Raw genomic sequence first — 20,234 nt, 5'->3', positions numbered from 1 at the left:
AAGGTTCCCTTGCGCTCTCAATTCCCCGCAATTGGGGCGCGGGGAACGAATCGCCGGATCAGCGCGTTACGCTTATGCGGGGATTTTACAGCCACCGAAGGACAGGCCAGACATGAACGCGATCACCCTTTCGTCCCGTGGCGGACCCGCCCCCACCTCGTCGCAGCGCACGGTGGACCCGATGGTTTTTCTGCCCGGCCTGTTCATGACCAGCGATGCCTGGGCACCGATTTGTCAAACAATGGGGCTGCGCAACCGTCTGATGTTGGACCTGCCGGGACACCGGGCCGGAGAAACGGCGGCACAGGTGGTCGATATGCTGCAAGAAGATCGCTGGCTGGACCGGATGACGGCGCAGATCGCGCAATTTTCGGACGGCGGCCCGGTGCATCTGGTCGGCCATTCCAGCGGCGGGCTGGTGAGCCTTCTGCTGGCGCTGCGCGCGCCACATCTTGTGCGCTCTCTGGTGCTGGTGGGCGCGCCGGTCACCGGCAACCGCGATCTGCCGCGCGACATCGGCGGGGCGCTGATGGCGCATGATCTGGCCGGACGGTGGAGCATGCCCGTGCTCTGGCGGTTGGGACTGGCGACGCGGGCGAGTTTCGAACGCTCTATGGCGACGGTGCTGCCGCGCGCGTCAACTAAATACGTTCCCGAAGCGATGCGGCGGAGCCTGCAACGCTGTGACCCAGAGGCCATCCGCCAGTTTGGAAAATGGGTGCTGGCACAGGATGTCACCGCCACGATGGCGCAGATCGACACGCCCTGCCTTGCCATCATCGGGCGCCATGACCGGGTGGTGCCAGCCCAACATCAGATCAAGCTCTTGCGCCACCTGCCGCAGGCGCAGGCACAGGTGGTGCCCGGCGGCCACCTGCCTTTTGTCGAGCAGCCGCAGCATTTTGCCCGGACATTGCGCGGATGGGTGTCGCTGGCGCACGGCGCGCAGGCGGTCGGGTGACAGGGATGGCGAAAAAACGCGCTTTTGGCTTTGTCCAGACCATGCTGACCCTGCGCCGGATCAGCCGTATTCTCTGGGTCAGGGTCGCCTTGCTGTCGGCCCTGTCGGTGATCGCGGCGCTGTCTGCGGAACTGCTGGGGCCGCTGATCCCGGATGGCCCGCGTGACCGATTTACCGCATCCGCCACGCTGCCGATCCTCAGCATCCTTGCCAACGGGATGCTGGCGGTGGCGACTTTTTCGCTGGGGATCATGGTTTCGACCCACCGCACGCTGGCCCAGCAATCGACCCCGCGCATCCACCGCTTGCTGATGGAGGACACCTCGACGCAGACGATGCTGGCGACCTTTATCGGGGCCTTTGTCTTTGCCCTGTCGTCGATCATCCTCTACCGGGCCGGATACTACAGTGAAAGCGCCTCGGTGATTGTCTTTGCCGTGACGGCCTTTGTGGTGGCGGCAATTGTCGTGTCGCTGGTGCGCTGGATCGGGCAGCTGTCAAAAATCGGCAGCGTGGAATACGCCCTGTTGCGCGCCGAACAGACCGCGCGTGAGATCCTGCGCCAACAACGGCACCTGCCGCGACTGGGCGGGCGGGCGCTGGACCAGGCCCCCATCGGGGAAGAGGCAGAGATCATCGCGCCCCGCTCTGGCTTTGTCCGGCGGATCGAGATGGATGACCTGCAAAGCCGAGCCGAGCGGTGTGACGCCGCAGTTTGCCTGAAGGTTCTGCCCGGTGCGATTGTCCTGCGCGAACAGGTGCTGGGAACGCTGCGGGGCAGCTCCGAAACGGAGGGTTTTGCTGACTGTTTCCTGATCGACCCGGAGCGGACCTATGAACAGGACCCGGCCTATGCCTTGCAGGCGCTGCGCGAGTCTGCGTCCAAGGCGTTGTCGCCCGGGATCAACGATCCCAAAACCGCCATCGACGTGATTGCACGTCTGGAACGTCTGCTATGGGATTGGGCTCTGGCCGATGCGGACGCCGAAGATCCGACCTATGATCGGGTCTATCTGCGCGCAATCGGGGCCGATGCGCTGGTCGAGGCGGCGTTCCGCGATCTGTCGCGGGACGCGGCGGGGTTTGGTGACGTGCTGGAGGCGGTGGCCACGGCGCTGGCGCATCTGCGCCAACGGATGCCAACCGACGGCCGCAGGGTGATCGACGATCTGGTCGCCGATCTTCGCGCCCATGGCGCAGCCGGTTTGATGACCGATCGCGAGCGCGACCGCCTGTCCGACAGGCTGGCCGCGCTGGGTCTGTGATCAGTCTGTAGCCGGAGACAGGTCGCTGACGGGAACGCCGCCGCTCAGGATTTGCGGGCGCATCAGCACCTCGAACCACAGCATCACCGGCAGCGCCACGATGGCACCCACCGGCCCCCAGAGCCACAGCCCAAAGACAATCGCCACAAAGACGCCCAGCGGGTTCATGGCCAGTCTTTGGCCCACCACCCAAGGGGTGACAAAATTGGCTTCGGTGAAATTGAGCAGCAGATAGGCGACCGCTGGCAGTAGCGACATGGCACCGGTGAATTGCAGCAGGCCGGAGATGAGCAACCCGCAGATGATCATCAGCGGACCAAGGTACAGCATGTAGTTCAGCACCGCCGCCGCCAGCCCCCAGAGCATCGCGTATTCCACGCCAATGGCCAGCATCACCAGCGCAGTGATCGCCCCAAGGCAGGCGTTGACCAGCGTCACGGCAGCGAAATAGCGTGCCACGGCGCGGTCCGCCTTGCGCAGTTTCGGCTCCAACACGCCAACGGTAGAGTAAATTTCGTTTCGGGTGAGGACGAAGAAGAACAGCGTCCCGATAAAGATAAAGAACTGCGCGCCAAAGTTGGGTGCCAGCCACAGCGCGTCACGCACCGATGGCAGGGCGCTTTTGGCGTCACCATCAGCGCCGCCATTTGCGCCCTCGATCTCCTTGCTGATCGTCTCGATCCCGCGCAGCACACCTGACAGGGTATCAATCCACCGCGCAGCCGCCGCCTTGAGACGTGGCAATTGTTCGATGAACATGTTCAAGAGCGGCTCTACCATAAGCAGCAGCAGCGCGATCAGGCTGGTTGTGACCAGCAGCAGCAGGATCGCCGTTGCGACTCGTGGCACGCCAAGTGCGTTCAGGCGATCTGCCAAGGGCGAAACAACGATACCGACCACAAGCGCAAAGACGACGGGCGCGATGACCTGCTTGCCCAGATACAAGCCGATGGTCACCGCAATCACGGTCAGGATAAGCAACATGACGCGCTGAGCGCGTTCGCTGAGAGCGGTGGTCAGCATATCGGGACCTTCCTGATCACTTGGGCGATTTTTGACGGCGCGCCGCCGGGAACAACGCGGCGGCCAGCGCCCCGGCCCCAAGAACAAGCGCGCCTGTGGGAAACCCCGAACTGGACCGGGCGTCGCTGTTGCCGCGCCGGCCCTTGCCGGAAGCAAACAGCCCCAGACCGATCCCGATCAACGCGGCGGCACCCGGATTATGCCGCGCGGCGCCAAAGGCCCCGCGCGCGATCCTGCCAGCCTGATGCTGGGCGACGCCGGCGAGCGGTGCCGCCACGGCCCCGCCCCGGGTACTGCCTCCCAAGGCCTCAAGCGCGATTTTCAGACGGGCGCGCTCTTCGGCGGCGCGCATCTCCAGGTATTCGATCTCAGCCACGGCGCATCTCCTGCAGGGTTTCCAGATCGCGCTTCACGTTGTTGAGACTGCGGGTCGGGGTCAGCTTTTTGGCGTTGATCCGCCGCCGCCCGACCCATGCGCAAACCAGAGCCATCACCAACAAGCCACCGCCTGTCGCGGCGGCCGCCTGAACCGCTGTCAGCCCCTGCGTGGCCAACCACGCGACCAACCCGGAGGCCAGCATGTTCAGCGCAACAATCGACAGCACCAGAGCCGCGCTATAAAACGCGATCCCTGTGCTGGCTTGCGCCAGACTTTGCGCCACTTCGGCCTTTGCGAGCCGGAATTCGGTCTGCGCCAGTGAGACTGCGCGCTGCGCGACCTCCGACAACAGGCGCGGCGCGTCGCGCAGGTCAGGACCGGACATTACCGGCGTCCTCGTTCAATTCCGCCATAACCGACGAGTCACCGGCTTCAGCCGGGTTTGTATCCGATCTCCGTCGCAAAGCCACGTAGCCCGCCACGGCTGTTGCAGCCAAAGCAAGAACCGGGTTCCGACGCGCAAAGCGCAGGCCGTGCGACACCAAGCCAGCCGGGGCCGCGATGCCGAACCGTGACGCCGTTGCCTGCGTGGCGACAAGCGCACCCGCCTTGGCGACTGCGGATTTCGTGCTGCGGGGTTTGGACTTGCGGGTCATCTCGGAACTCCTGTTTCGCTGGTCAGTCCATATTGAAACTTCTGGCACGAAGATTGGTTCCCACATTGGGCGCAACACATTGGCAAAAAACAAAAAAGGGCGCTGCAATTGCAACGCCCTTACCCATTCCGGTCCTGCCCGGCTCAGCCTTTATTGCGCAGGGCCATGCCCAGCAGCAGGCCAACCCCAACAGCGCCAGCGACCGCCAAAAGGGGGTTGTCGCGGACCACCTGTGTTGACCGCGCTGCTGCGGCCTCAAATTCCTGCCGACCCTCGGCAAACGCCCGGTCGATATGTTCTTGCGCCTCTTCCAGCCGCTCAGTGGCGGCCGCTCGGGCGGCGCGGGCGTATTCGGCACCGGCTTCGGCGGCTTCGGCAGCGCCATTGGCGACGCGGTCTTTGCTGTTCTCGCTCATGTCAGAATTCCTTTGGCTGCACTTTTATCGAATTGTCGCCCGTCATGGACGCCAGAGGCTATGCGGCCCGATCCCGGGTCACCGGCGATCGGGCCGCTTGTCAGATCTGGCGGGGTCATCGGCCCCGTGCGCAGTGACGGCGCGTCATCCTCGGACGGCGCGCGCCACCAGCGACACCACAAACAGCACGAGGAAGACGAAGAAGAGGATTTGCGCGATCCCGGCAGACGCACCGGCGATACCGCCAAAACCAAGAACTGCCGCGATCAGAGCGACGATGAAAAAAGTCAGGGCCCAACCAAGCATGGGACATCTCCTTGATGTTGTTCCGAACGTGTTTTTCGAACGCGCCGTCAGTGGCGCTGTGACAAGGAAACGTGCCTCATCGGCAAAGGTTCCGAATATTTCCTGCGCGGCCCGCCCATACAGGTGGCGAAACGGCTGCAATTCGCCGCTTGCCCTGTTGTCTTAAACATGTGCTGCTTGGTTACCTTAAGTGATGTATTGCCGTGAAAGTGTGTCCATGAAAGATGCTTGTGTGATTGGTCGCGAGGGTGACGTCTACATGGGTGACAGTCGACTGAAGGATATCGAGCGTTTGCAGGCGCTGGCACGGACCGGGCTGATGGACGGCCCCGGCCCGGGTGCACACCAACGCGCGGCCCGCATTGCCGCGCGCCTGCTGGATGTTCCGGTCAGCCTTGTGTCCTTCGTCGATGATGCCCGGCAGTATTTTTCGGCCCATGTCGGCCTCGAAGGCGATGTTGCCCGCGAGAGCGGCACGGCACTCAGTCACTCGTTGTGTCAGTATGTGGTGAAAACCCACGAACCGCTGATTGTCACCGACGCCCGTCAGGACCCACGGGTGTGTGACAACGGGGCGGTGCGGGATATGGGCGTGGTGGCCTATCTTGGTGTGCCGATCCGGTCGCCCGATGGCCATGTGCTGGGCTCATTCTGCGTGATCGACCGCAAACCGCGCGACTGGCACGAGGACGATGTCGCGCATATGGTCGACATGGCCGCGATGATCGAGTCCGACCTGCGGCTGCGGGAAACCCTAGAAGAACGCGATATCATTCTTCAGGAAATGAGCCACCGGGTTAAGAACCTCTTCACCATCATCAACAGCATGTTGCGGATGGAACGCAGCGCGCATGACACTGCAACAGCGCTGGCCGAAAGCATGGGTGCGCGTCTCAAGGCATTGAGTGACGCGCATGAGATGATCGTTCCGGTTGTCAACGCCAGCCGCAGCACCGGTGTTACCACCACGCTGGACGCGCTCATGCGCAAGCTGCTGGCACCCCACGGGGCCGAAAATGAGACCCGGATCTCGATCAGTGGTGAACCTGTGCCAATCGGAGCCAAGGCTGCGGTCTACTTGACGCTGGCCTTGCACGAACTGGCAACCAATGCCGCGAAATACGGTGGCCTTTCGACCGATGGCGGGCGGTTGTCGATCAGTTGGCTCCGCACCAAGGATGACACGATCGAGGTCAGCTGGGAAGAAACCGGAGTGGACTGGGATGCCGACGCCACGCCGCGATCAGGTTTCGGTGCGCGCCTTTTGTCCATCGCGGTCGAGGGCCAGCTCGCCGGCGAGATCAAGACCCAGATTGACGCCGGACGTTTTCAACGCAAGCTACACATCCCTCTGCAACGCCTTCAGTCCTGACCGAAAAAGCGGTCAATTGATCGGGAACCAAAACCCTGCTGGCGTGTTCACGTGGTGGGGAGTGTGTCTCGAGCGAGGATAAGGCATGGAACTGGAGCTTTGCGGCCGGTCAGGTCCACGCGTTTGCGTGGATGGCTTTGCCATTGGTTATTTGCATCCCGACGTGTCATCGCTGGACAAACAGCCTCCAACGTTTCCCCGAATGCCTTTTTGCAGAAATGACCGCCTTTCATGAAGACTCGCCTAAAGAACCTTGTCCGCATGTCGCGCAGTCTTTCGGCGCGCATTGCGGTCCTGATGACCATTGCGATGCTGCCGGTGGGCCTGATCGCTGTTTACCAGACCCAGGCGGTGATCGACAGCGCCCGCCTGCAAAGTCGCGCCTCGCTGATGTCGCAAATCCGATCCGGTGCCACGAGTGAGCGAGAACTGATCGAAAATGCGCTGGCGGCGTCAAACGGGCTTGCCGTGCTTATCGCCAAGCTTGGCGAAGACAATTGCGGGGACATCCTGCGCGGCTTTGTCGAGGGCAATGACAACTATATTTTCGCCGGGTTTGTGCGGTCCTCCGGCTGGCTGGCGTGCAGTTCGACAGGGGACACCATGGACCTCTCCGGGCGCGACACCGTCCGCAGGGCGATGGAACGGGGCGGAGCAAGCGTTCAGTTGGTCCAGAATGGCGCTGTGACCGGGCGCAGCATCGTGATCGTCACCCAGCCGGTGCGCGGCGACGACGATGAGATCGTGGGTTTTGTATCGTTGTCGATCCCGCATGCCACTGTTTTGAGCAAACTGGAGGACCCGGATTCCGAGGGCGGCCTGCGCATTGCAGCCATCGATATCGAGGGCGATCTGATCGCTGCCTCTTTGGGACTGGACGCGGCAGAGGATTTTCTGCCCCGCGACATCCCCTTGTCTGACCTCGTTCAAGGCCGAAAAGAGACCTTTCAGGCCCCCAGCGGGACGGGAGAGGACCGATATTACGCGGTCACTCCGATGCTGGAAGGCAAGGTGATGCTGGTTGGCAGCTGGCCACTGTCCTCGGTGCCGGGAACAGACACGACCCTGCAAAGCTGGATAGCCATCGCGCTGCCGGTCCTGATGTGGATTGCAGGTGTGGGCGTGGCGCTCTTTGGCGTTCAACGGTTGGTGATCCGCCATGTGGCCCAGCTGCGCTCGGCCATGCGCCGCTTTGCCCTTGGAGAACGCGAGGCGACCACGCTAGAGTTGACCGACCCACCGGCAGAACTGGAAGAGGCGCAGCGCGCCTTCAATCGCATGGCACTGTTGATCGCTGAGGGCGAATTGCGTCGGGAACAGGACCTCAAGGACAAGGAGGTGCTGCTGCGCGAGGTGCACCACCGGGTCAAGAACAACCTGCAACTGATCGCCTCGATCATGAACATGCAGGCGCGTGAACTGGAGACAGATGAGGCAAAGCACGTCGTTTCAGAATTGCAGAGACGGGTGCGCGGCATGGCAGTGCTGCATCGCGCATTGTACAACACCCCCACCAGCACGACCGTCGATGCGGCGGCATTGGTGCGCGCCGTGGTCAGCGACGTACAGGACCTTGTCGGGCCCAAAGTGGCCCCCGAGATCGACACCGTTCTGGAACAAATCGCCCTCTACCCCGATCAGGCAATCCCGCTGTCGCTGTTTGTCGCCGAGACATTGAACAACACGATCATACAAGCCTGCCGCCGCGACGCAGGCGACCGGATCGGGGTGAACCTGTCCACCGCGGACGACGGCGGCATTTGCCTCAGCATCGACAGCCCGCCGGTTGTGGACACAGGCACCGCCCCGGCGGAACGTCTTGACGGTATGGGCCGAAAGATGATCACGGCCTTCCTGCTGCAAATGGGGGGCACAATGGAAACCACGACCGAGGACGGGCGTTACAGAACCACGGTAAGGTTTCCGCGCGCCGCTTACGGCGCCTGACAGGGGTTCGTAATGGCCGATGAATTCGAGGTGATGATCACGGCCGACGAAGCCTGGCCCGTGCTGGAACGCGCTGTCCTGAACGCCCAGCATCATATCACCGCCGGTTTTCGGATTTTCGACATGTCCACGCGGCTGCGCAGCGATGAAGCGCGCGCCGTGGGCAAGGACTGGTTTGACCTCTTGGCCGATGCGGTCCGCCGGGGCGTTCGAGTCGACCTGACGGTCAGTGATTTCGACCCTGTCATGCGCACCGGCCTGCACGAAATTTGCTGGCGTACCGTTCGGCAGGGTGTCGCCCTGTCCGAAGTCACCAGCGCGGGTCCAGACCGTTTGCAGGTCAGGGCCCATCTGCATCCTGCGCAGGCCGGGGCCTTGCCGTGGATTGCCTTTCTGCCTGCCGTGTTGCGCAAACGCTGGGACAGTCTGCGCCAGACCACGCCTGTTCAACGCCGGGTTCAGGCGGTCGGGCTGGAGCGAAATCTGCTGCCCCGCCTGCACACGGTTTCGCATCACCAGAAGGTCGCGGCGATCGACGACGACTGGCTGTATATCGGAGGGCTGGACCTGAACGAACGCCGCTATGACACGCCCGCACATGCGCGCCCGGCGCGTCATACATGGTCAGACGTGCAGGTCATGGTGCGCGGACCAGAGGCGCGCGCGGCGCGGCGCCATCTGGAAACCCTGCGCGAAGTCACTTCTGGCCGCCAGCCGCCGCCAGACTGCCCCGGTCTGAAACGCACTTTGTCAGCCCCAAGGCGTGTGCAACTGCCCTACCTGTCGCCCCGTACGCTGGTGTCCGAAATCGAGGACGCGCATCTGTACGCCTTTCGTACGGCGCGCCACCTGATCCATATCGAGACCCAGTTCATCCGTTCCAGCCGGATCGCCGAAGGGCTGGCCGAAGCGGCGCAGAAAAACTCTGCGCTGACTGCGGTGATGGTTCTGCCGGGCTTGCCAGAGGATGTGGCCTTTGATTCCTCCGACAGCATTGATGCGCGCTTTGGCCTCGGTTTGCGCCAGCGCGCCATCGCCACGCTGCGCGACGGGTTCGGCCAACGCCTGACCATCGCAACCCCCGTCCGTCCGGTGCTGGCCGCCCGCGACACCGATGAGACACTGGCCGGATCGCCACTGATCCATGTGCACAACAAGGTGCTGATCCGCGACGATGATTACGCAATGATCGGCTCAGCCAATCTCAACGGGCGCTCGATGCATTGGGACACCGAACTGGCGCTGGAAGTGACCGCAACTGCGCGTGTCACCAAGGCCCGCGACCGGCTGTTATCGCACTGGTGGCACGCCCCCTTGCCGCCCGAGGCCACGGCACCCGAGACGCTGCAGCCTTGGTGGGACACGGAAATTCGCCGCAACGGCGTCAGCCTGCCTGAAAACCGCAAAGGCTTTCTTGTGCCTTTCGATCCGGAGAGGGGGGCCGATCTGGCGCAGCCCCTGCCCGGGGTCACCGAAGACATCGTCTGAGCCTTTCCCGGAACGCCCTGCCCCGTGCGGCGTTATCCCTTCAGGCGGCGCGGGCCATGACCGGCCCCCGCCCGAAAGGAAAAGAGGCGCATCATGGCGCAACGACACCGATCCAAAGACGGACACCGCGAAACCAAGGACATCCTCGGCGCAGAGGGCAGCATCCCCCATGGAGGGCGCGAAGGCGGGCGCCTGTCGCGCCGCGTCGGCAGCAAGGATGAGCTGAAGCGGGCCTATGAACGACCCGCAGGGGCGACCCGCGTGACCAAATCCATAGAAAAGGAGAACGCCAATGATGAAAGCTAAGGGCGTGCCGCATGGCACTTGGGTGCTGATCGCCGATGGCGAAAAGGCGCTGTATCTGGTCAACAAAGGCGATGAGGCGCATCTGCATCTGGTTGTCCGTGACCGTGCCGAACAGGACAACCCCAAGGCGCAGGACTGGGCCGCAAACCGACCCGGTCGATTTAACGATGGCCCCGGCGTGCAGCGATCAGCGGTGGATGACACCGACTGGCACCAGTTGGAAAAGACCCGGTTTGCCAAAGACATCGCCAAGGATCTCTACAAATCCGCGCACAAGGGAAAATTCGACGCGCTGGTGATCGCCGCCAGCCGCCCGGTGCTAAGCGCCCTGCGCGACGAAATGCATGATGAGGTCGCGTCCAAACTGGTGCTCGACTTGCCCAAAGTCCTGACCAATCACCCGCTGGACGAAATCGAAACAGCGATCGAAAGAGCGCTGGAAGAGGTCAACTAAAGCGGCTTTTGGTGGAACGTACTCCATGCCGCCGCGTTGTTTTACCAGAGGCCGACGGAAGTGCCGTCGACCATTCCAGAGAACCGGGAGACGACCCATGGACAACGATCGCATCGAAGGAAAATGGACCGAAGTCAAAGGCCGCCTGCGCGAAGCGTATGGCGTTCTGACGGACGACGAACTGGAAGAAGCGCGCGGCAATCGCGACCAGTTGGAAGGCAAGTTGCAGCAACGTCTTGGCAAGACCAAGGACGAGGCACGCGAGGCGCTGGACAGCATTCTTGCCAAGGTCTGACAGGCCGTATGACGTGAAGACCATCAGGCCCGCCGGTTCGGCGGGCCTTTTGTTTGTCTGGCTGCCGTTCAGGCGGGTGCGAAGACCTGACGGCGCCCCTCTGCATAGGCACATGCGGCCTCTGCCAATGCCCGAAAGATCGCCCGCTGGCGGTGCGCATAGAACAGATGTTCCGGGTGCCACTGGACACCCAGCGCAAAGGGGTCCCGGCAGCGTTCGATCGCCTGCACCATGCCATTTGTATCACGCGCGGCAATGCGAAAGCTTTGCCCCAGCCGGTTCACCGCCTGTGTGTGCAAGGCGTTGACCTTCATCGGCTTTTCCCCCAGCCGCATGGCCAGTTGCGATCCCTGCTCAACGCAAACTGTCCGCTTGGGCAGGATAGTCTTGATCGGTTCTGCGTCGGGATAAAGCGACCAGGCATCTTGATGCAGAGAGCCGCCAGCCGCAACATTCAGCATCTGCGCGCCACGGCAAATGCCCAGCACCGGGATATCGTCCGCCAGCGCCCTTTGCGCGATGTCGTGTTCCATTTGGTCGCGGTCCGGGTCCAGCCGCGCGGTCATTTCCAGCGCGCCGCCATACAGTTCGGGTGAAATGTCGTCGCCACCGCCGATGATCACGCCGTCTACGTGGTCCAGATCTATGTCCGATCGCGTGGTCCAGCGCACCGCCCGCGCGCCGGCCAACCAGAGGTTGAAACGCACCAGCGGAAAGATGCGCCAGCCAGAGCGGGTCGAGGTGGTCACACCAATCAGCGGGCGGTTCATTTGAACAGCCTCTCACCGTTCGGGCCGATGTGTTGCGACACGACCTGTTCCCATCCTGCCCCGTGGCCCGCCCCCTTGCGCCACGCCGCGCAGAGCGCGTCAAAGCGCGGCTCATCCGCTGCCAAATCCTCGACCAGCCACCAGCGGTCCCATTCGTCGGCGATACTCCACCCCGGCTCATCAAGACGGCAGTCCGGCAGGCGAAAGTGAAACGCGGGGCGCGCACCGCTGGACTCGCTGCCAAACCGCGCGGCAAAACCGTCTGGATCGAAATCATGCAGGATCGGCAAGAGATCCAAACCGTAGTTGCGCCCGCTGAGATGGCTGTGGACCACCCCCGCGACCGACCGCAGGTCCAGGTCCGGCGCAAGCAACAGCGCGTCAATGAAATGCGCCGGCCAAGGATCGACAAAGGGTAGGATACGGCGGGACACGTTCAACGGTCGCCATTCCCGCAGCCAGCCTTCTAGCAGACCGTAGGCGATAATCGTGCGGATCAGGAAGGGATCGTCATAGCCGGTGACCTCGGGGTTGAAGTGAATGCCAAACCCCGCCAACAGGCTGTCCGACGTACCCTTCGCCCCCGCCTCTCGCAGCGCTACGGTCAGGTCGATCACACGATCCCACTGATCCGGCGGCAAGGGAGCGGTGATGATCTCGACCGGGACAATGACCCGCGCCGCGTCCAGCACGCTTTCAGGCACAACCTGCGTGTCGGCCTTGGCATAGCGGGTGTCCAGCTCTACGCCGACAGTCCCGATATCGGAATCGTCCACGGTGTACAAATGCGGGCCGGTCTGGGTGACATGGCCTCCCACCGTGCGCGCGATGATCTGCGCCGTTGCGGCCTCATCCATGCCGGAGAATTCAATTTCGACACCGCAGCGTCGAGGCTGTCCGGAACGAGTTTCAGGGCGGGGCAAGGCGCGGAAGCCGCGAACGTCATACATATGATCCATGCGTGTGTAACGCTGCCCCCCCTGCTGGGGTTCCCTAGGATATTTGCCCCTTTGGCCGGGGTCATCACGGAACTCTTTGCGACGTTCCGACGTTCACTTCCCAGATCGCAACCCTTGGGAAGGAGAAGAAAATGTCTGACGACCACGGTCCCTCCATCAAGGAAGACGACACCTACGAGCGTCTGCGCGAAAAGGGGTATGACACCTCAAAGGCTGCGGCCATCGCAAACGCGCAAGCCAATGAGAACATGGACCCGTCCCGCAAAGGCGGCAAGGCACCGCCTTACGAAGACCGGACCAAAGACGACCTTTATGAGCGCGCGCAGGAACTGGACATCAAGGGCCGGTCGGACATGACCAAGGACCAACTGATCGCGGCGCTCCGCGACTGACAGGCTTTTTCCAAAATCAATCACCATCCAAAAAGAGGAGACATCACAATGGGTATTGAATTTGCAGGCATCGGCGGCTTGATCCTTCTTGGCCTCGCCATCTGGGCCATCGTCAACATCGTCAATTCGAACGCCAGCACCGGCGGCAAGGTCATCTGGACCTTGTTTGTCCTGCTGCTGCCGTTAATCGGCTTTATCGTCTGGCTGATCGCCGGTCCCCGGTCTGGCCGCCGCCTCGCCTGACTTGGCGACAAATAGAAAAGAACGCCCGTGCAGCAATGCGCGGGCGTCTCCTTTTGGCAGTGGTTTCTTTGACCAACTGGAATTCGCCCTGCCCAGGTCCCCGGTGTTTTCACCGGAACGATTCTACCGCCAACCCGTTGATACAATGAACAAGCAATCAGGAGGATTTCATGACCGACTCGCTCAAAGTCGTCCCCACCGCAGATTCCGTTTCGACCGGGGTGCGCGACACCGGACCGCTGGCAAGTGGCCTGTCTGACGTGCTGGCCGACACCTATCGCCTGCTCTTCAAGACCCATGCCATTCACTGGAACGTGGAAGGCCCGCTGTTCTATTCGGTGCATAATCTGACCGAGGCGCAGTATCAGGATCTCTTCGCAGCCGCCGATGAATTGGCAGAGCGCATCCGCGCCCTGGGTCACCTTGCGCCGTCGCGTCTGGATGACATCACCAAAAGGTCGCGCATCGAAGATGTGACCGACGGGCTGAGCGCTGCCGACATGATCGACCAACTGGCCGCCGATCATGAAAAGCTGGCGCACCGACTGCACGCACTGGTCGAAATGTCGGGCAGCCGCAAGGACCCGGTGACCGAAGACCTCGCCACCGCCCGCAGCGCCTTTCACGAAAAGGCCGCGTGGATGTTGCGCGCGCTGTCGAAAAGCTGACCTTCGGGTTCTCAGACATGAAAAAGGCCCGCCGATTTGGCGGGCCTTTGTTTTGTTCTCGTCCGACGCTCAGCGGATGAGCGTCTCTGTTGAGGCAAAGAACAGCGCCTGACTGACGGCAGACCGCACCTGATTTTCGGTATAGGGTTTGGAAATCAGGAAGGCCGGCTCCGGCCCTTCGCCGGTCAACAGCCGTTCGGGGAAGGCGGTGATGAAGATCACCGGAAGATCGCCGTCGCGCGCGATGATCCGGTTGACCGCGTCGATGCCGCTGGAATCGTCGGCCAGCTGAATGTCCGACAGGATCAGGTCGGGACGTTCCTTTTTGGCAAGGTCCAGCGCGTCCCCTTCGGTGCGCGCCACGCCGGTCACCCGGTGGCCCATGTCCATCACGATGCTTTCAAGATCCATGGCGATCACGGCCTCATCCTCGATGATCATGATCTTGCCGGAAATCGCATCACGCATTTCAAGGAAGGCGGTTTCGACGTATTGCGCGGCCTCTTCGCTGTCGACCTGCATGATCGACGCCACCTCGTCGATGCCGAACTCTTCGATGGTGTGCAGCAACAGCGCCTCACGGGTGTTTTCCGTCAGGCGCGACAGGTGTTGTTGCGCCCGCGCGGCAAGGCCGACCTCGCCTCCGTCCGCGACCGGCATGCCGGACGAGCTCCAGATCGCGTGGAACACACGGAACAAAGCCACCTTGTCCGACAAGGAAGCGTCGTAAAGTTCTGGATCATTCAGGATCGCCTCTAGCGTGGCAACCGCATAGCGGTCCCCGCTATCCTGCTGCCCGGTCAATGCCCGAGCGTAGCGGCGCAGGTACGGAAGGTTGCCACCGATTGCGGATGTCATATCCGGGGAAGACGGGCCAGTCATGCTTGTCGCTCCAATTTTTGACGTTAGATATGGAACCTAACGCAGGTTGCAGCGTTTTGGTTCCGTACCGAGGCGTTGCGAGGCAAAAGATGACAAAACAGATGACGCGAAAAAAGATCAATTCAAGGATTGCCGAGGAAATCGACAAGAACTTGAGGCAGGCTTTCGATGACATGGCAGAGCAGCCGGTCCCGGACCGCTTCACGGAGCTTCTTGCGCAACTCAAAGCCGCCGAAACTCCGCGCAAGGGCGGAGGCGAAAAGGATGCCTGATCCTCGCGAGGAATTGACCGATCACATCGGTTCGCTGCGCGCCTTCGCCCTGAGCCTGACACGCAATTCCGCCACCGCCGACGATCTGGTGCAAGAGACGCTGGTCAAGGCATGGACAAACATCGACAAGTTCGAGGCAGGCACCAATATGCGCGCCTGGCTGTTCACCATCCTGCGCAACACCTTTTATTCGCTGCGCCGCAAACGCAAGCGCGAGGTCGAAGACGCAGACGGCACGATGGGTGAAAGCCTTGCGACCAAGCCGGATCACGACGGACGCCTGAACCTGCGGGATTTCAAGGTTGCCTTTGACCAGTTGCCCGACACCCAGCGCGAAGCATTGGTGCTGGTCGGCGCACAGGGTCTGGCCTACGAAGAGGCCGCAGAGGTCTGTGGCGTGGCCGTCGGCACCATCAAGAGCCGCGTGGGGCGCGCCCGCGCCCGATTGGCTGAACTGATGCACCTTAGTGAAAACGAAACGCTGGAAATGACGGATTCTGTCACTGTCGGCGTTGTCGGTGCCCGCCCCGCCGCCTGATCGTGCGTTTCTAACTGCGCGACGTCGCAACGCCGCCGGTTTACCCGAATAAAACACTCAGCGCCGTATCGCCTTTGCGGTGCGGCGTTGGTCTATTTTATGGTGTTGGAACCGACGTCACGCTTCGGCCCGGGCGCCCACCCGTGCCCGATGCGGTCCGAAGATGCAGGCCAAAAGGAGGATAGCCCCTGACACGGTCGCGATCATGCCTGCGGCACTGACCGCATCCTCCGCGCCCAGCCAGAGCGGCCCATAGCCCGCCAGCACATAGCCCGCCACTGCCGAGATCACCGCGAAAAGAACCGACCACAAGACCTGTCGTTCCAGACCATTGGTCATCAGACGCGCCGCTGCGGGCGGACAGATGAACATTGCGATCACGATGATTGACCCCACCGCGTCAAAGGCCGCCACGGCGGCCACCGCCGCCGTGATCACCAATCCCATGCCGATCATTCCGACCGGCAGACCCAAAGCCTGCGCAAAGCCCTCATCGAAGGTTGAGATCTTCAGCCAGCGCCAGAACACCAGCGTCAACAGGATCACCGCGAAACAGACCACCGCGATACGTGGCAGTTCTTCCGGCAGACCGGCCAGCGCCCATGGGTCGATCAGCGACGACCAATCGGTCGCCCGCAGCCAGACCAGCGATTCAAGGTTGCCCATCAGCGCGTGTTCCACGTCCAGATGGACGCTGGAGGTATCGCTCTGCTCCAGCAGCAGCACGCCACCTGCAAAGAGCGTGGTGAAGGTCACGCCCATGGCCGCGCCCGGTTCGATCCGGCCCAACCGCTTGATCGCCTCGATCAGGACCACCGCGACGACCGCCGCCCCCGCCGCGCCCAAGAGCATGGGCAAGGCCGCGACCACGCCTGTCAGCAGAAAGGCCACGACAATGCCGGGCAGCACCACATGGCTGATGGCATCGCCAATCAGCGCCTGTCGCCGAAGGATCAGGAAGTTTCCCGGCAGCGCGCAGGCCACAGAGGCCAAGACCCCGATCATCATCGGCGTCAGTGAGAACATGACAAACTCATTGCCCATCACGCGCCTCCTGCCACGGGTCGCGGCCCGCCGATCTTGCGGTCGAACTCGGAAATCTCATCGGGGGCAAAGACCTCTTCGATGGGTGTCAGACCGTCGTAGCGCCCGGTCAGGCCGGTGTCCTGATGGATCTCACGCGCAACATCCCAGCGCCGCTCATCGCGGGCGATCTTGGCCGCCTGCGCGCGTCCTGTTTCCGTTGCCACGCCATCGGCGCGGATCAACCCCTCGGCGCGCAACACGCGCAGGGTCAGTTCATCGTGAATAGGCTCCCGGCGCGCCAGAGCCAGCAAGCCCTGTCGCCGGTGCACACGCCGCTGAAACCGCCGATGCCGGAACACCGCCGCCGCCACGCCCCGCACGGGGGCAAAGAACAAGGACAGCAGGAACAGCGCCGCAGAGACCAGCACAATGATCGGCCCGGTCGGCAAATCAGGCGCAGAGGCCGACAGCGCCGCGCCCAGATAGCCTGACAAACCGCCCAGAGCGCCTGCAAACCAGATCACCGAATTGCTGCGTTCGGTCCAAAAGCGCGCCGTCACGGGCGGAATGATCAGCAAGGCCACGATCAGGATCAGGCCAACGATCTTTAGTCCGATCACCGTCACAGCCATCACAAGGCCCATCATCAGCCGGTCCACCGCTGGCACGTTGACCCCGTTGGCCGCCGCATATTCCGCATCGAAGGCCACCAGCGTCATCGGTCGCCGCATGATCCATGTCGCCAGCACCGCCAGCGAGCCACCCACGGCAATCACCACCGCATCCTGAAACAGCATTCCGGCGGTCGAGCCCAGCAGGAAGGATTCAAGCCCCGCCTGACGGCCCGATCCCATGGTCTGGATCACAGTCAGGATCACGATTCCAAGACCGAAAAAGACCGACAGCACCGCCCCGATGGCCGCATCCTCGGACAGGCGCGTGCGCCGTGCCATCCATTCGACCGCCAACAAGCCAATGCCAGCGGTAACCGCCGATCCCGCCAAAAGCCCCAGCAGGTTCCGACCGTCGCCGCCCAACGACACCATGATGATAAAAGCCAGCCCGACACCAGGCAGCGTCGCATGGGCCACCGCATCGGAGACCAGCGCCCGTTTGCGCAGGAACAGGAACGTCCCCGCCGCTCCCGCCGCAAAGCCCAACAGCGTGGCCCCCACGGCGACCAGCGCCGCGTTGTACCCCGCCTGTAACAGCAGCGCCTCGAAGAAGGCTGTCACGCGCCCCCCACCAGTTGCAACTGGTCGATATGCGTGGCCGCAAGCCGCCCGCCATAGGTCGCGTTCAGCGCCTCGGAGGTAAAGGTGGTTTCAACAGGCCCCTCAGCGATCTTGCGCACGTTGATCATAAAGACATGGTCAAAATAGTCGCGCACCGTGGCAAGGTCATGATGGACGCAGACCACCGCCTTGCCCTCTGCCTTGAGGGATTTCAGAACGTCGATGATCGCCCGCTCTGTCGCGGCGTCGACACCGGCAAAGGGTTCATCCAGCAGGTACAGGTCCGCATCCTGCGCCAGCGCGCGGGCAAGGAACACCCGCTGCTGCTGACCGCCTGAAAGCTGGCCAATCTGACGGTCCGCGAAACCGCCCATGCCGACCCGGTCCAGACAGGCCAGCGCGCGGGATTTCAGACGACCGGTAAAGCGGCCCAGCAGACCCACCTGACGGTAAAGCCCCATCATCACCACATCGATCACCGTCGTCGGAAAATCCCAATCCACGCTGGCCCGTTGCGGGACATAGGCGATGCGCGCGCGGGCGGCATTGATTGGTTCGCCAAAGCTGGTGACATCGCCCGACAGGCGCGGGATCACACCCAGCGCGGCCTTGAGCAGTGTGGACTTGCCCGCCCCGTTCGGTCCGATGATCGCTGTCATCTGCGCCGCCGGAAAGGTGGCGTCGACAGAGAAAACAGCCGGTTTTTCACCGTAGGAGACCGTCAAACCGCGCAACGCCAAGGGCGCGTCGGATTTCTGTGGCTGGCGCGCCGCCTGTCCGTCTGCCGCGGCCAAGGTTACAGGGGTATCCGTCATCCGTTCAACAATCCTTTCATGCCCGCCTCTGGGGTATCTCCTCCCAGCGCGCGGGCAATCACCGTCGCGTTGTGATCGATCATACCGATATAAGTGCCGACATAGGTGCCCGGTTCCCCCATCGCGTCCGAGAACAGCTCTCCTCCGATCTCAACCTTGTGGCCCCGCGCGGCCGCGCCTTCGATCAGGGCGCGGACGTTGCGGTCTGAAACAGAGCTTTCGACAAAGACAGCGTTGATTTCGCGGCTGACCAGCACGTCCACAAGATCGGCGATGCGCCGCAACCCGGCCTCGGACTCGGTCGAGATGCCTTGAATCCCCATGACCTCAAAATCATAGGCCTCCCCGAAATAGTTAAAGGCGTCATGCGCGGTGACCAGCACCCGGCGTTCGGCCGGGACGGTGGCCATGATCTTGGCCGCGTAAGAGGCCAGCGCATTCAGTTCGTCCAGATGGGCGGCGGCATTGGCGGCAAAAACCCCGGCGTTTTCGGGTTGGGCCACAGCCAGCGCGGCGCGCACGTTTTCGACCACATGGACCCAGAGATCGGGCACCATCCAGACGTGCGGGTCGAATTTGTCAGCGTAGTCGTCATGGGCCAGCAACAACTCGCGCGGGATGTTCTCGGCTACGGCGGTCACGGTGCCCCGTTCGCTCAACTCCTGCAGAAAATCCTGCATCTGCGCCTCAAGGTACAGCCCATGCCACAGCACCACCTCGGCGCGGGCCATGGCGACGATATCGGTGCGGGTCTGACGATAGCTGTGCGGGTCCACACCCGGCCCCATCAGGGCCTTGACCTCGACCAGATCGCCGCCGACCTGACGCGCCGCGTCGGCAATCATGCCAGTGGTGGCTACGACAGACAGCTTTCCCCGTGCCGCAACCGGGCCGCTTGCCAGCACAAGCGACGCAGCAGCAAAGCCGGTCAAAAGGTTTCTTTTGGTCAGTGTCACGCCATCGGCTCCTACATAAAGCACACCGGGGCGTTGCAAGAGGCGCCCCAAGCACCCGTTTCAACCGATCTATATTGCGACCAACTCGCAAAAGTCAATGTTACTGCGAGGCATTCTCAATTACTGGGAGCAATAATCCACAGCATCGGACCGGGTTGCCCGCTTTTTCAGCAGTCCAACCGGAGCCCAGCATTAAGTCGCCCCCCCCTTTCCGTGCAACCAGTGTGCGGCGCTGAGGGCGGCGCTGAGAGTGACCACCGCCACGAGGACGCCCGTCAGGCGAAGGGATGTCCGTCCGGGTGTTCTGTGTGTGGCGGCGGTCATGGCGGGTCCTCTGGTTGGTGTCAGCTGGAGAAAGGTCTGGGGGCGACCACCTGTTCCATCAGGTCATTGTCCCACGTGCCTTCGACGATAAAGTGCGCGGTGGCCCCCAGCAGCGCGGCCTCGATCAGGTTGTGGTTCACGTAGGCGTACACGCCCGGCTGCTCGAAGGTATACATCGCCGCCATCGCGGTGCCGCCGCGCACGAACCAGGTTTCCAGACCGGTCAGGGGCGCGTCGCTGAACGAGGTTTCCCAGACAAAGTTGCCGTGCCCGCCGATCAGGTGCG

26 protein-coding genes and 1 pseudogene are annotated in these 20,234 nt (G+C 62.6%); 13 read left to right on the top strand and 14 right to left on the bottom strand.

Annotation, left to right across the window (positions count from 1 at the left end; translation table 11 throughout):
- Nucleotides 1–112 precede the first annotated feature (112 nt).
- The gene (locus tag VOI21_RS18665) at nt 113–961 is read left to right on the top strand and encodes an alpha/beta hydrolase (protein ID WP_323771471.1); all 849 of its coding nucleotides are present in this window, start codon (nt 113–115) and stop codon (nt 959–961) included.
- Between the two features lie 5 nt (nt 962–966).
- Nucleotides 967–2,226: a DUF2254 domain-containing protein gene (locus VOI21_RS18660; RefSeq protein WP_323771470.1), complete on the top strand. Its 1,260-nt coding sequence runs from the start codon at nt 967–969 to the stop codon at nt 2,224–2,226.
- Here VOI21_RS18660 and VOI21_RS18655 read toward each other — a convergent pair whose 3' ends face one another.
- The 6 genes from VOI21_RS18655 to VOI21_RS18630 form a co-directional block, all read right to left on the bottom strand.
- Complete coding sequence (locus tag VOI21_RS18655) at nt 2,227–3,249, bottom strand: AI-2E family transporter (protein ID WP_323771469.1); 1,023 nt, start codon at nt 3,247–3,249, stop codon at nt 2,227–2,229. It lies immediately after the preceding gene.
- A 16-nt stretch (nt 3,250–3,265) separates the two neighbouring features.
- Entirely contained in the window at nt 3,266–3,625 is a 360-nt protein-coding gene (locus VOI21_RS18650; RefSeq protein WP_323771468.1) for a hypothetical protein, read from the bottom strand.
- Entirely contained in the window at nt 3,618–4,013 is a 396-nt protein-coding gene (locus tag VOI21_RS18645) for a phage holin family protein (RefSeq protein WP_323771467.1), read from the bottom strand. Before VOI21_RS18645 ends, VOI21_RS18650 begins: the two co-directional genes overlap by 8 nt.
- Nucleotides 4,000–4,284, bottom strand: coding sequence for a hypothetical protein (locus VOI21_RS18640; RefSeq protein ID WP_323771466.1), 285 nt, complete (start codon nt 4,282–4,284; stop codon nt 4,000–4,002). Before VOI21_RS18640 ends, VOI21_RS18645 begins: the two co-directional genes overlap by 14 nt.
- A 143-nt stretch (nt 4,285–4,427) precedes the next feature.
- Complete coding sequence (locus VOI21_RS18635; protein ID WP_323771465.1) at nt 4,428–4,700, bottom strand: hypothetical protein; 273 nt, start codon at nt 4,698–4,700, stop codon at nt 4,428–4,430.
- Nucleotides 4,701–4,844: 144 nt separating this feature from the next.
- The gene (locus VOI21_RS18630) at nt 4,845–5,006 is read right to left on the bottom strand and encodes a DUF1328 domain-containing protein (protein WP_094033122.1); all 162 of its coding nucleotides are present in this window, start codon (nt 5,004–5,006) and stop codon (nt 4,845–4,847) included.
- Between the two features lie 217 nt (nt 5,007–5,223).
- Between VOI21_RS18630 and VOI21_RS18625 the strand changes: the two genes are divergently transcribed.
- From VOI21_RS18625 to VOI21_RS18600, 6 genes are all read left to right on the top strand, one after another.
- Nucleotides 5,224–6,378 carry a sensor histidine kinase gene (locus VOI21_RS18625; protein WP_323771464.1) on the top strand — a complete coding sequence of 385 codons (1,155 nt, stop codon included), beginning with the start codon at nt 5,224–5,226 and terminating at the stop codon, nt 6,376–6,378.
- A 231-nt stretch (nt 6,379–6,609) separates the two neighbouring features.
- Nucleotides 6,610–8,325: a sensor histidine kinase gene (locus VOI21_RS18620; RefSeq protein WP_323771463.1), complete on the top strand. Its 1,716-nt coding sequence runs from the start codon at nt 6,610–6,612 to the stop codon at nt 8,323–8,325.
- A gap of 12 nt (nt 8,326–8,337) precedes the next feature.
- Nucleotides 8,338–9,813, top strand: coding sequence for a phospholipase D family protein (locus VOI21_RS18615; RefSeq protein ID WP_323771462.1), 1,476 nt, complete (start codon nt 8,338–8,340; stop codon nt 9,811–9,813).
- A gap of 93 nt (nt 9,814–9,906) precedes the next feature.
- Entirely contained in the window at nt 9,907–10,119 is a 213-nt protein-coding gene (locus VOI21_RS18610; protein WP_323771461.1) for a hypothetical protein, read from the top strand.
- Nucleotides 10,106–10,573, top strand: a complete 468-nt coding sequence (locus VOI21_RS18605; RefSeq protein ID WP_323771460.1) for a host attachment family protein — start codon at nt 10,106–10,108, stop codon at nt 10,571–10,573. Before VOI21_RS18610 ends, VOI21_RS18605 begins: the two co-directional genes overlap by 14 nt.
- Before the next feature lie 97 nt (nt 10,574–10,670).
- On the top strand, nt 10,671–10,868 hold the full coding sequence (locus VOI21_RS18600; RefSeq protein WP_323771459.1) for a CsbD family protein: 198 nt from the start codon (nt 10,671–10,673) through the stop codon (nt 10,866–10,868).
- A gap of 68 nt (nt 10,869–10,936) precedes the next feature.
- Here VOI21_RS18600 and VOI21_RS18595 read toward each other — a convergent pair whose 3' ends face one another.
- Both VOI21_RS18595 and VOI21_RS18590 read right to left on the bottom strand, forming a co-directional pair.
- A complete protein-coding gene (locus VOI21_RS18595) occupies nt 10,937–11,638 on the bottom strand; it encodes a gamma-glutamyl-gamma-aminobutyrate hydrolase family protein (RefSeq protein WP_323771458.1) in 702 nt (233 codons plus the stop codon).
- Nucleotides 11,635–12,588, bottom strand: coding sequence for an amidoligase family protein (locus VOI21_RS18590; protein ID WP_323771457.1), 954 nt, complete (start codon nt 12,586–12,588; stop codon nt 11,635–11,637). Before VOI21_RS18590 ends, VOI21_RS18595 begins: the two co-directional genes overlap by 4 nt.
- 140 nt (nt 12,589–12,728) lie before the next feature.
- Here VOI21_RS18590 and VOI21_RS18585 point away from each other — a divergent pair, with 140 nt between their 5' ends.
- From VOI21_RS18585 to VOI21_RS18575, 3 genes are all read left to right on the top strand, one after another.
- A complete protein-coding gene (locus VOI21_RS18585) occupies nt 12,729–12,989 on the top strand; it encodes a Rho termination factor N-terminal domain-containing protein (RefSeq protein WP_323771456.1) in 261 nt (86 codons plus the stop codon).
- Between the two features lie 54 nt (nt 12,990–13,043).
- Nucleotides 13,044–13,232, top strand: a complete 189-nt coding sequence (locus VOI21_RS18580; protein WP_416358994.1) for a PLD nuclease N-terminal domain-containing protein — start codon at nt 13,044–13,046, stop codon at nt 13,230–13,232.
- Nucleotides 13,233–13,402: 170 nt separating this feature from the next.
- Nucleotides 13,403–13,900, top strand: a complete 498-nt coding sequence (locus tag VOI21_RS18575; protein WP_323771454.1) for a DNA starvation/stationary phase protection protein — start codon at nt 13,403–13,405, stop codon at nt 13,898–13,900.
- Between the two features lie 69 nt (nt 13,901–13,969).
- Here VOI21_RS18575 and VOI21_RS18570 read toward each other — a convergent pair whose 3' ends face one another.
- Nucleotides 13,970–14,782 carry a response regulator gene (locus VOI21_RS18570; RefSeq protein WP_323771453.1) on the bottom strand — a complete coding sequence of 271 codons (813 nt, stop codon included), beginning with the start codon at nt 14,780–14,782 and terminating at the stop codon, nt 13,970–13,972.
- A 101-nt stretch (nt 14,783–14,883) separates the two neighbouring features.
- Between VOI21_RS18570 and VOI21_RS18565 the strand changes: the two genes are divergently transcribed.
- Complete coding sequence (locus tag VOI21_RS18565) at nt 14,884–15,054, top strand: NepR family anti-sigma factor (RefSeq protein ID WP_323771452.1); 171 nt, start codon at nt 14,884–14,886, stop codon at nt 15,052–15,054.
- On the top strand, nt 15,047–15,592 hold the full coding sequence (locus VOI21_RS18560) for an RNA polymerase sigma factor (protein ID WP_323771451.1): 546 nt from the start codon (nt 15,047–15,049) through the stop codon (nt 15,590–15,592). Before VOI21_RS18565 ends, VOI21_RS18560 begins: the two co-directional genes overlap by 8 nt.
- A 117-nt stretch (nt 15,593–15,709) precedes the next feature.
- Here VOI21_RS18560 and VOI21_RS18555 read toward each other — a convergent pair whose 3' ends face one another.
- From VOI21_RS18555 to VOI21_RS18535, 5 genes and pseudogenes are all read right to left on the bottom strand, one after another.
- On the bottom strand, nt 15,710–16,639 hold the full coding sequence (locus VOI21_RS18555) for a metal ABC transporter permease (RefSeq protein ID WP_323771450.1): 930 nt from the start codon (nt 16,637–16,639) through the stop codon (nt 15,710–15,712).
- A complete protein-coding gene (locus VOI21_RS18550) occupies nt 16,636–17,853 on the bottom strand; it encodes a metal ABC transporter permease (RefSeq protein ID WP_323771449.1) in 1,218 nt (405 codons plus the stop codon). Before VOI21_RS18550 ends, VOI21_RS18555 begins: the two co-directional genes overlap by 4 nt.
- Nucleotides 17,850–18,668 carry a metal ABC transporter ATP-binding protein gene (locus tag VOI21_RS18545; protein WP_323771448.1) on the bottom strand — a complete coding sequence of 273 codons (819 nt, stop codon included), beginning with the start codon at nt 18,666–18,668 and terminating at the stop codon, nt 17,850–17,852. The genes VOI21_RS18550 and VOI21_RS18545 overlap by 4 nt, the downstream gene beginning before the upstream one ends.
- The gene (locus VOI21_RS18540) at nt 18,665–19,618 is read right to left on the bottom strand and encodes a metal ABC transporter solute-binding protein, Zn/Mn family (protein WP_416358993.1); all 954 of its coding nucleotides are present in this window, start codon (nt 19,616–19,618) and stop codon (nt 18,665–18,667) included. Before VOI21_RS18540 ends, VOI21_RS18545 begins: the two co-directional genes overlap by 4 nt.
- 350 nt (nt 19,619–19,968) lie before the next feature.
- Nucleotides 19,969–20,234: pseudogene (locus VOI21_RS18535) on the bottom strand (nitrite reductase, copper-containing); the annotation flags it as partial.

This window comes from Antarctobacter sp. (assembly GCF_034670325.1).
Classification (GTDB): Bacteria; Pseudomonadota; Alphaproteobacteria; order Rhodobacterales; family Rhodobacteraceae; genus Antarctobacter.
This window is presented reverse-complemented; position numbering and strand designations above follow the sequence as displayed.

Excerpts from the sequence above, each read along its gene's own strand:
- VOI21_RS18560 (WP_323771451.1), top strand. The coding sequence starts at position 15,047 with ATGCCTGATCCTCGCGAGGAATTGACCGATCACATCGGTTCGCTGCGC.
- VOI21_RS18615 (WP_323771462.1), top strand. The coding sequence starts at position 8,338 with ATGGCCGATGAATTCGAGGTGATGATCACGGCCGACGAAGCCTGGCCC.
- VOI21_RS18645 (WP_323771467.1), bottom strand. The coding sequence starts at position 4,013 with ATGTCCGGTCCTGACCTGCGCGACGCGCCGCGCCTGTTGTCGGAGGTC.
- VOI21_RS18635 (WP_323771465.1), bottom strand. The coding sequence starts at position 4,700 with ATGAGCGAGAACAGCAAAGACCGCGTCGCCAATGGCGCTGCCGAAGCC.
- VOI21_RS18660 (WP_323771470.1), top strand. The coding sequence starts at position 967 with ATGGCGAAAAAACGCGCTTTTGGCTTTGTCCAGACCATGCTGACCCTG.
- VOI21_RS18620 (WP_323771463.1), top strand. The coding sequence starts at position 6,610 with ATGAAGACTCGCCTAAAGAACCTTGTCCGCATGTCGCGCAGTCTTTCG.
- VOI21_RS18600 (WP_323771459.1), top strand. The coding sequence starts at position 10,671 with ATGGACAACGATCGCATCGAAGGAAAATGGACCGAAGTCAAAGGCCGC.
- VOI21_RS18665 (WP_323771471.1), top strand. The coding sequence starts at position 113 with ATGAACGCGATCACCCTTTCGTCCCGTGGCGGACCCGCCCCCACCTCG.
- VOI21_RS18625 (WP_323771464.1), top strand. The coding sequence starts at position 5,224 with ATGAAAGATGCTTGTGTGATTGGTCGCGAGGGTGACGTCTACATGGGT.
- VOI21_RS18605 (WP_323771460.1), top strand. The coding sequence starts at position 10,106 with ATGATGAAAGCTAAGGGCGTGCCGCATGGCACTTGGGTGCTGATCGCC.
- VOI21_RS18630 (WP_094033122.1), bottom strand. The coding sequence starts at position 5,006 with ATGCTTGGTTGGGCCCTGACTTTTTTCATCGTCGCTCTGATCGCGGCA.
- VOI21_RS18655 (WP_323771469.1), bottom strand. The coding sequence starts at position 3,249 with ATGCTGACCACCGCTCTCAGCGAACGCGCTCAGCGCGTCATGTTGCTT.
- VOI21_RS18610 (WP_323771461.1), top strand. The coding sequence starts at position 9,907 with ATGGCGCAACGACACCGATCCAAAGACGGACACCGCGAAACCAAGGAC.
- VOI21_RS18585 (WP_323771456.1), top strand. The coding sequence starts at position 12,729 with ATGTCTGACGACCACGGTCCCTCCATCAAGGAAGACGACACCTACGAG.
- VOI21_RS18570 (WP_323771453.1), bottom strand. The coding sequence starts at position 14,782 with ATGACTGGCCCGTCTTCCCCGGATATGACATCCGCAATCGGTGGCAAC.
- VOI21_RS18575 (WP_323771454.1), top strand. The coding sequence starts at position 13,403 with ATGACCGACTCGCTCAAAGTCGTCCCCACCGCAGATTCCGTTTCGACC.
- VOI21_RS18595 (WP_323771458.1), bottom strand. The coding sequence starts at position 11,638 with ATGAACCGCCCGCTGATTGGTGTGACCACCTCGACCCGCTCTGGCTGG.
- VOI21_RS18565 (WP_323771452.1), top strand. The coding sequence starts at position 14,884 with ATGACGCGAAAAAAGATCAATTCAAGGATTGCCGAGGAAATCGACAAG.
- VOI21_RS18590 (WP_323771457.1), bottom strand. The coding sequence starts at position 12,588 with ATGTATGACGTTCGCGGCTTCCGCGCCTTGCCCCGCCCTGAAACTCGT.
- VOI21_RS18640 (WP_323771466.1), bottom strand. The coding sequence starts at position 4,284 with ATGACCCGCAAGTCCAAACCCCGCAGCACGAAATCCGCAGTCGCCAAG.
- VOI21_RS18545 (WP_323771448.1), bottom strand. The coding sequence starts at position 18,668 with ATGACGGATACCCCTGTAACCTTGGCCGCGGCAGACGGACAGGCGGCG.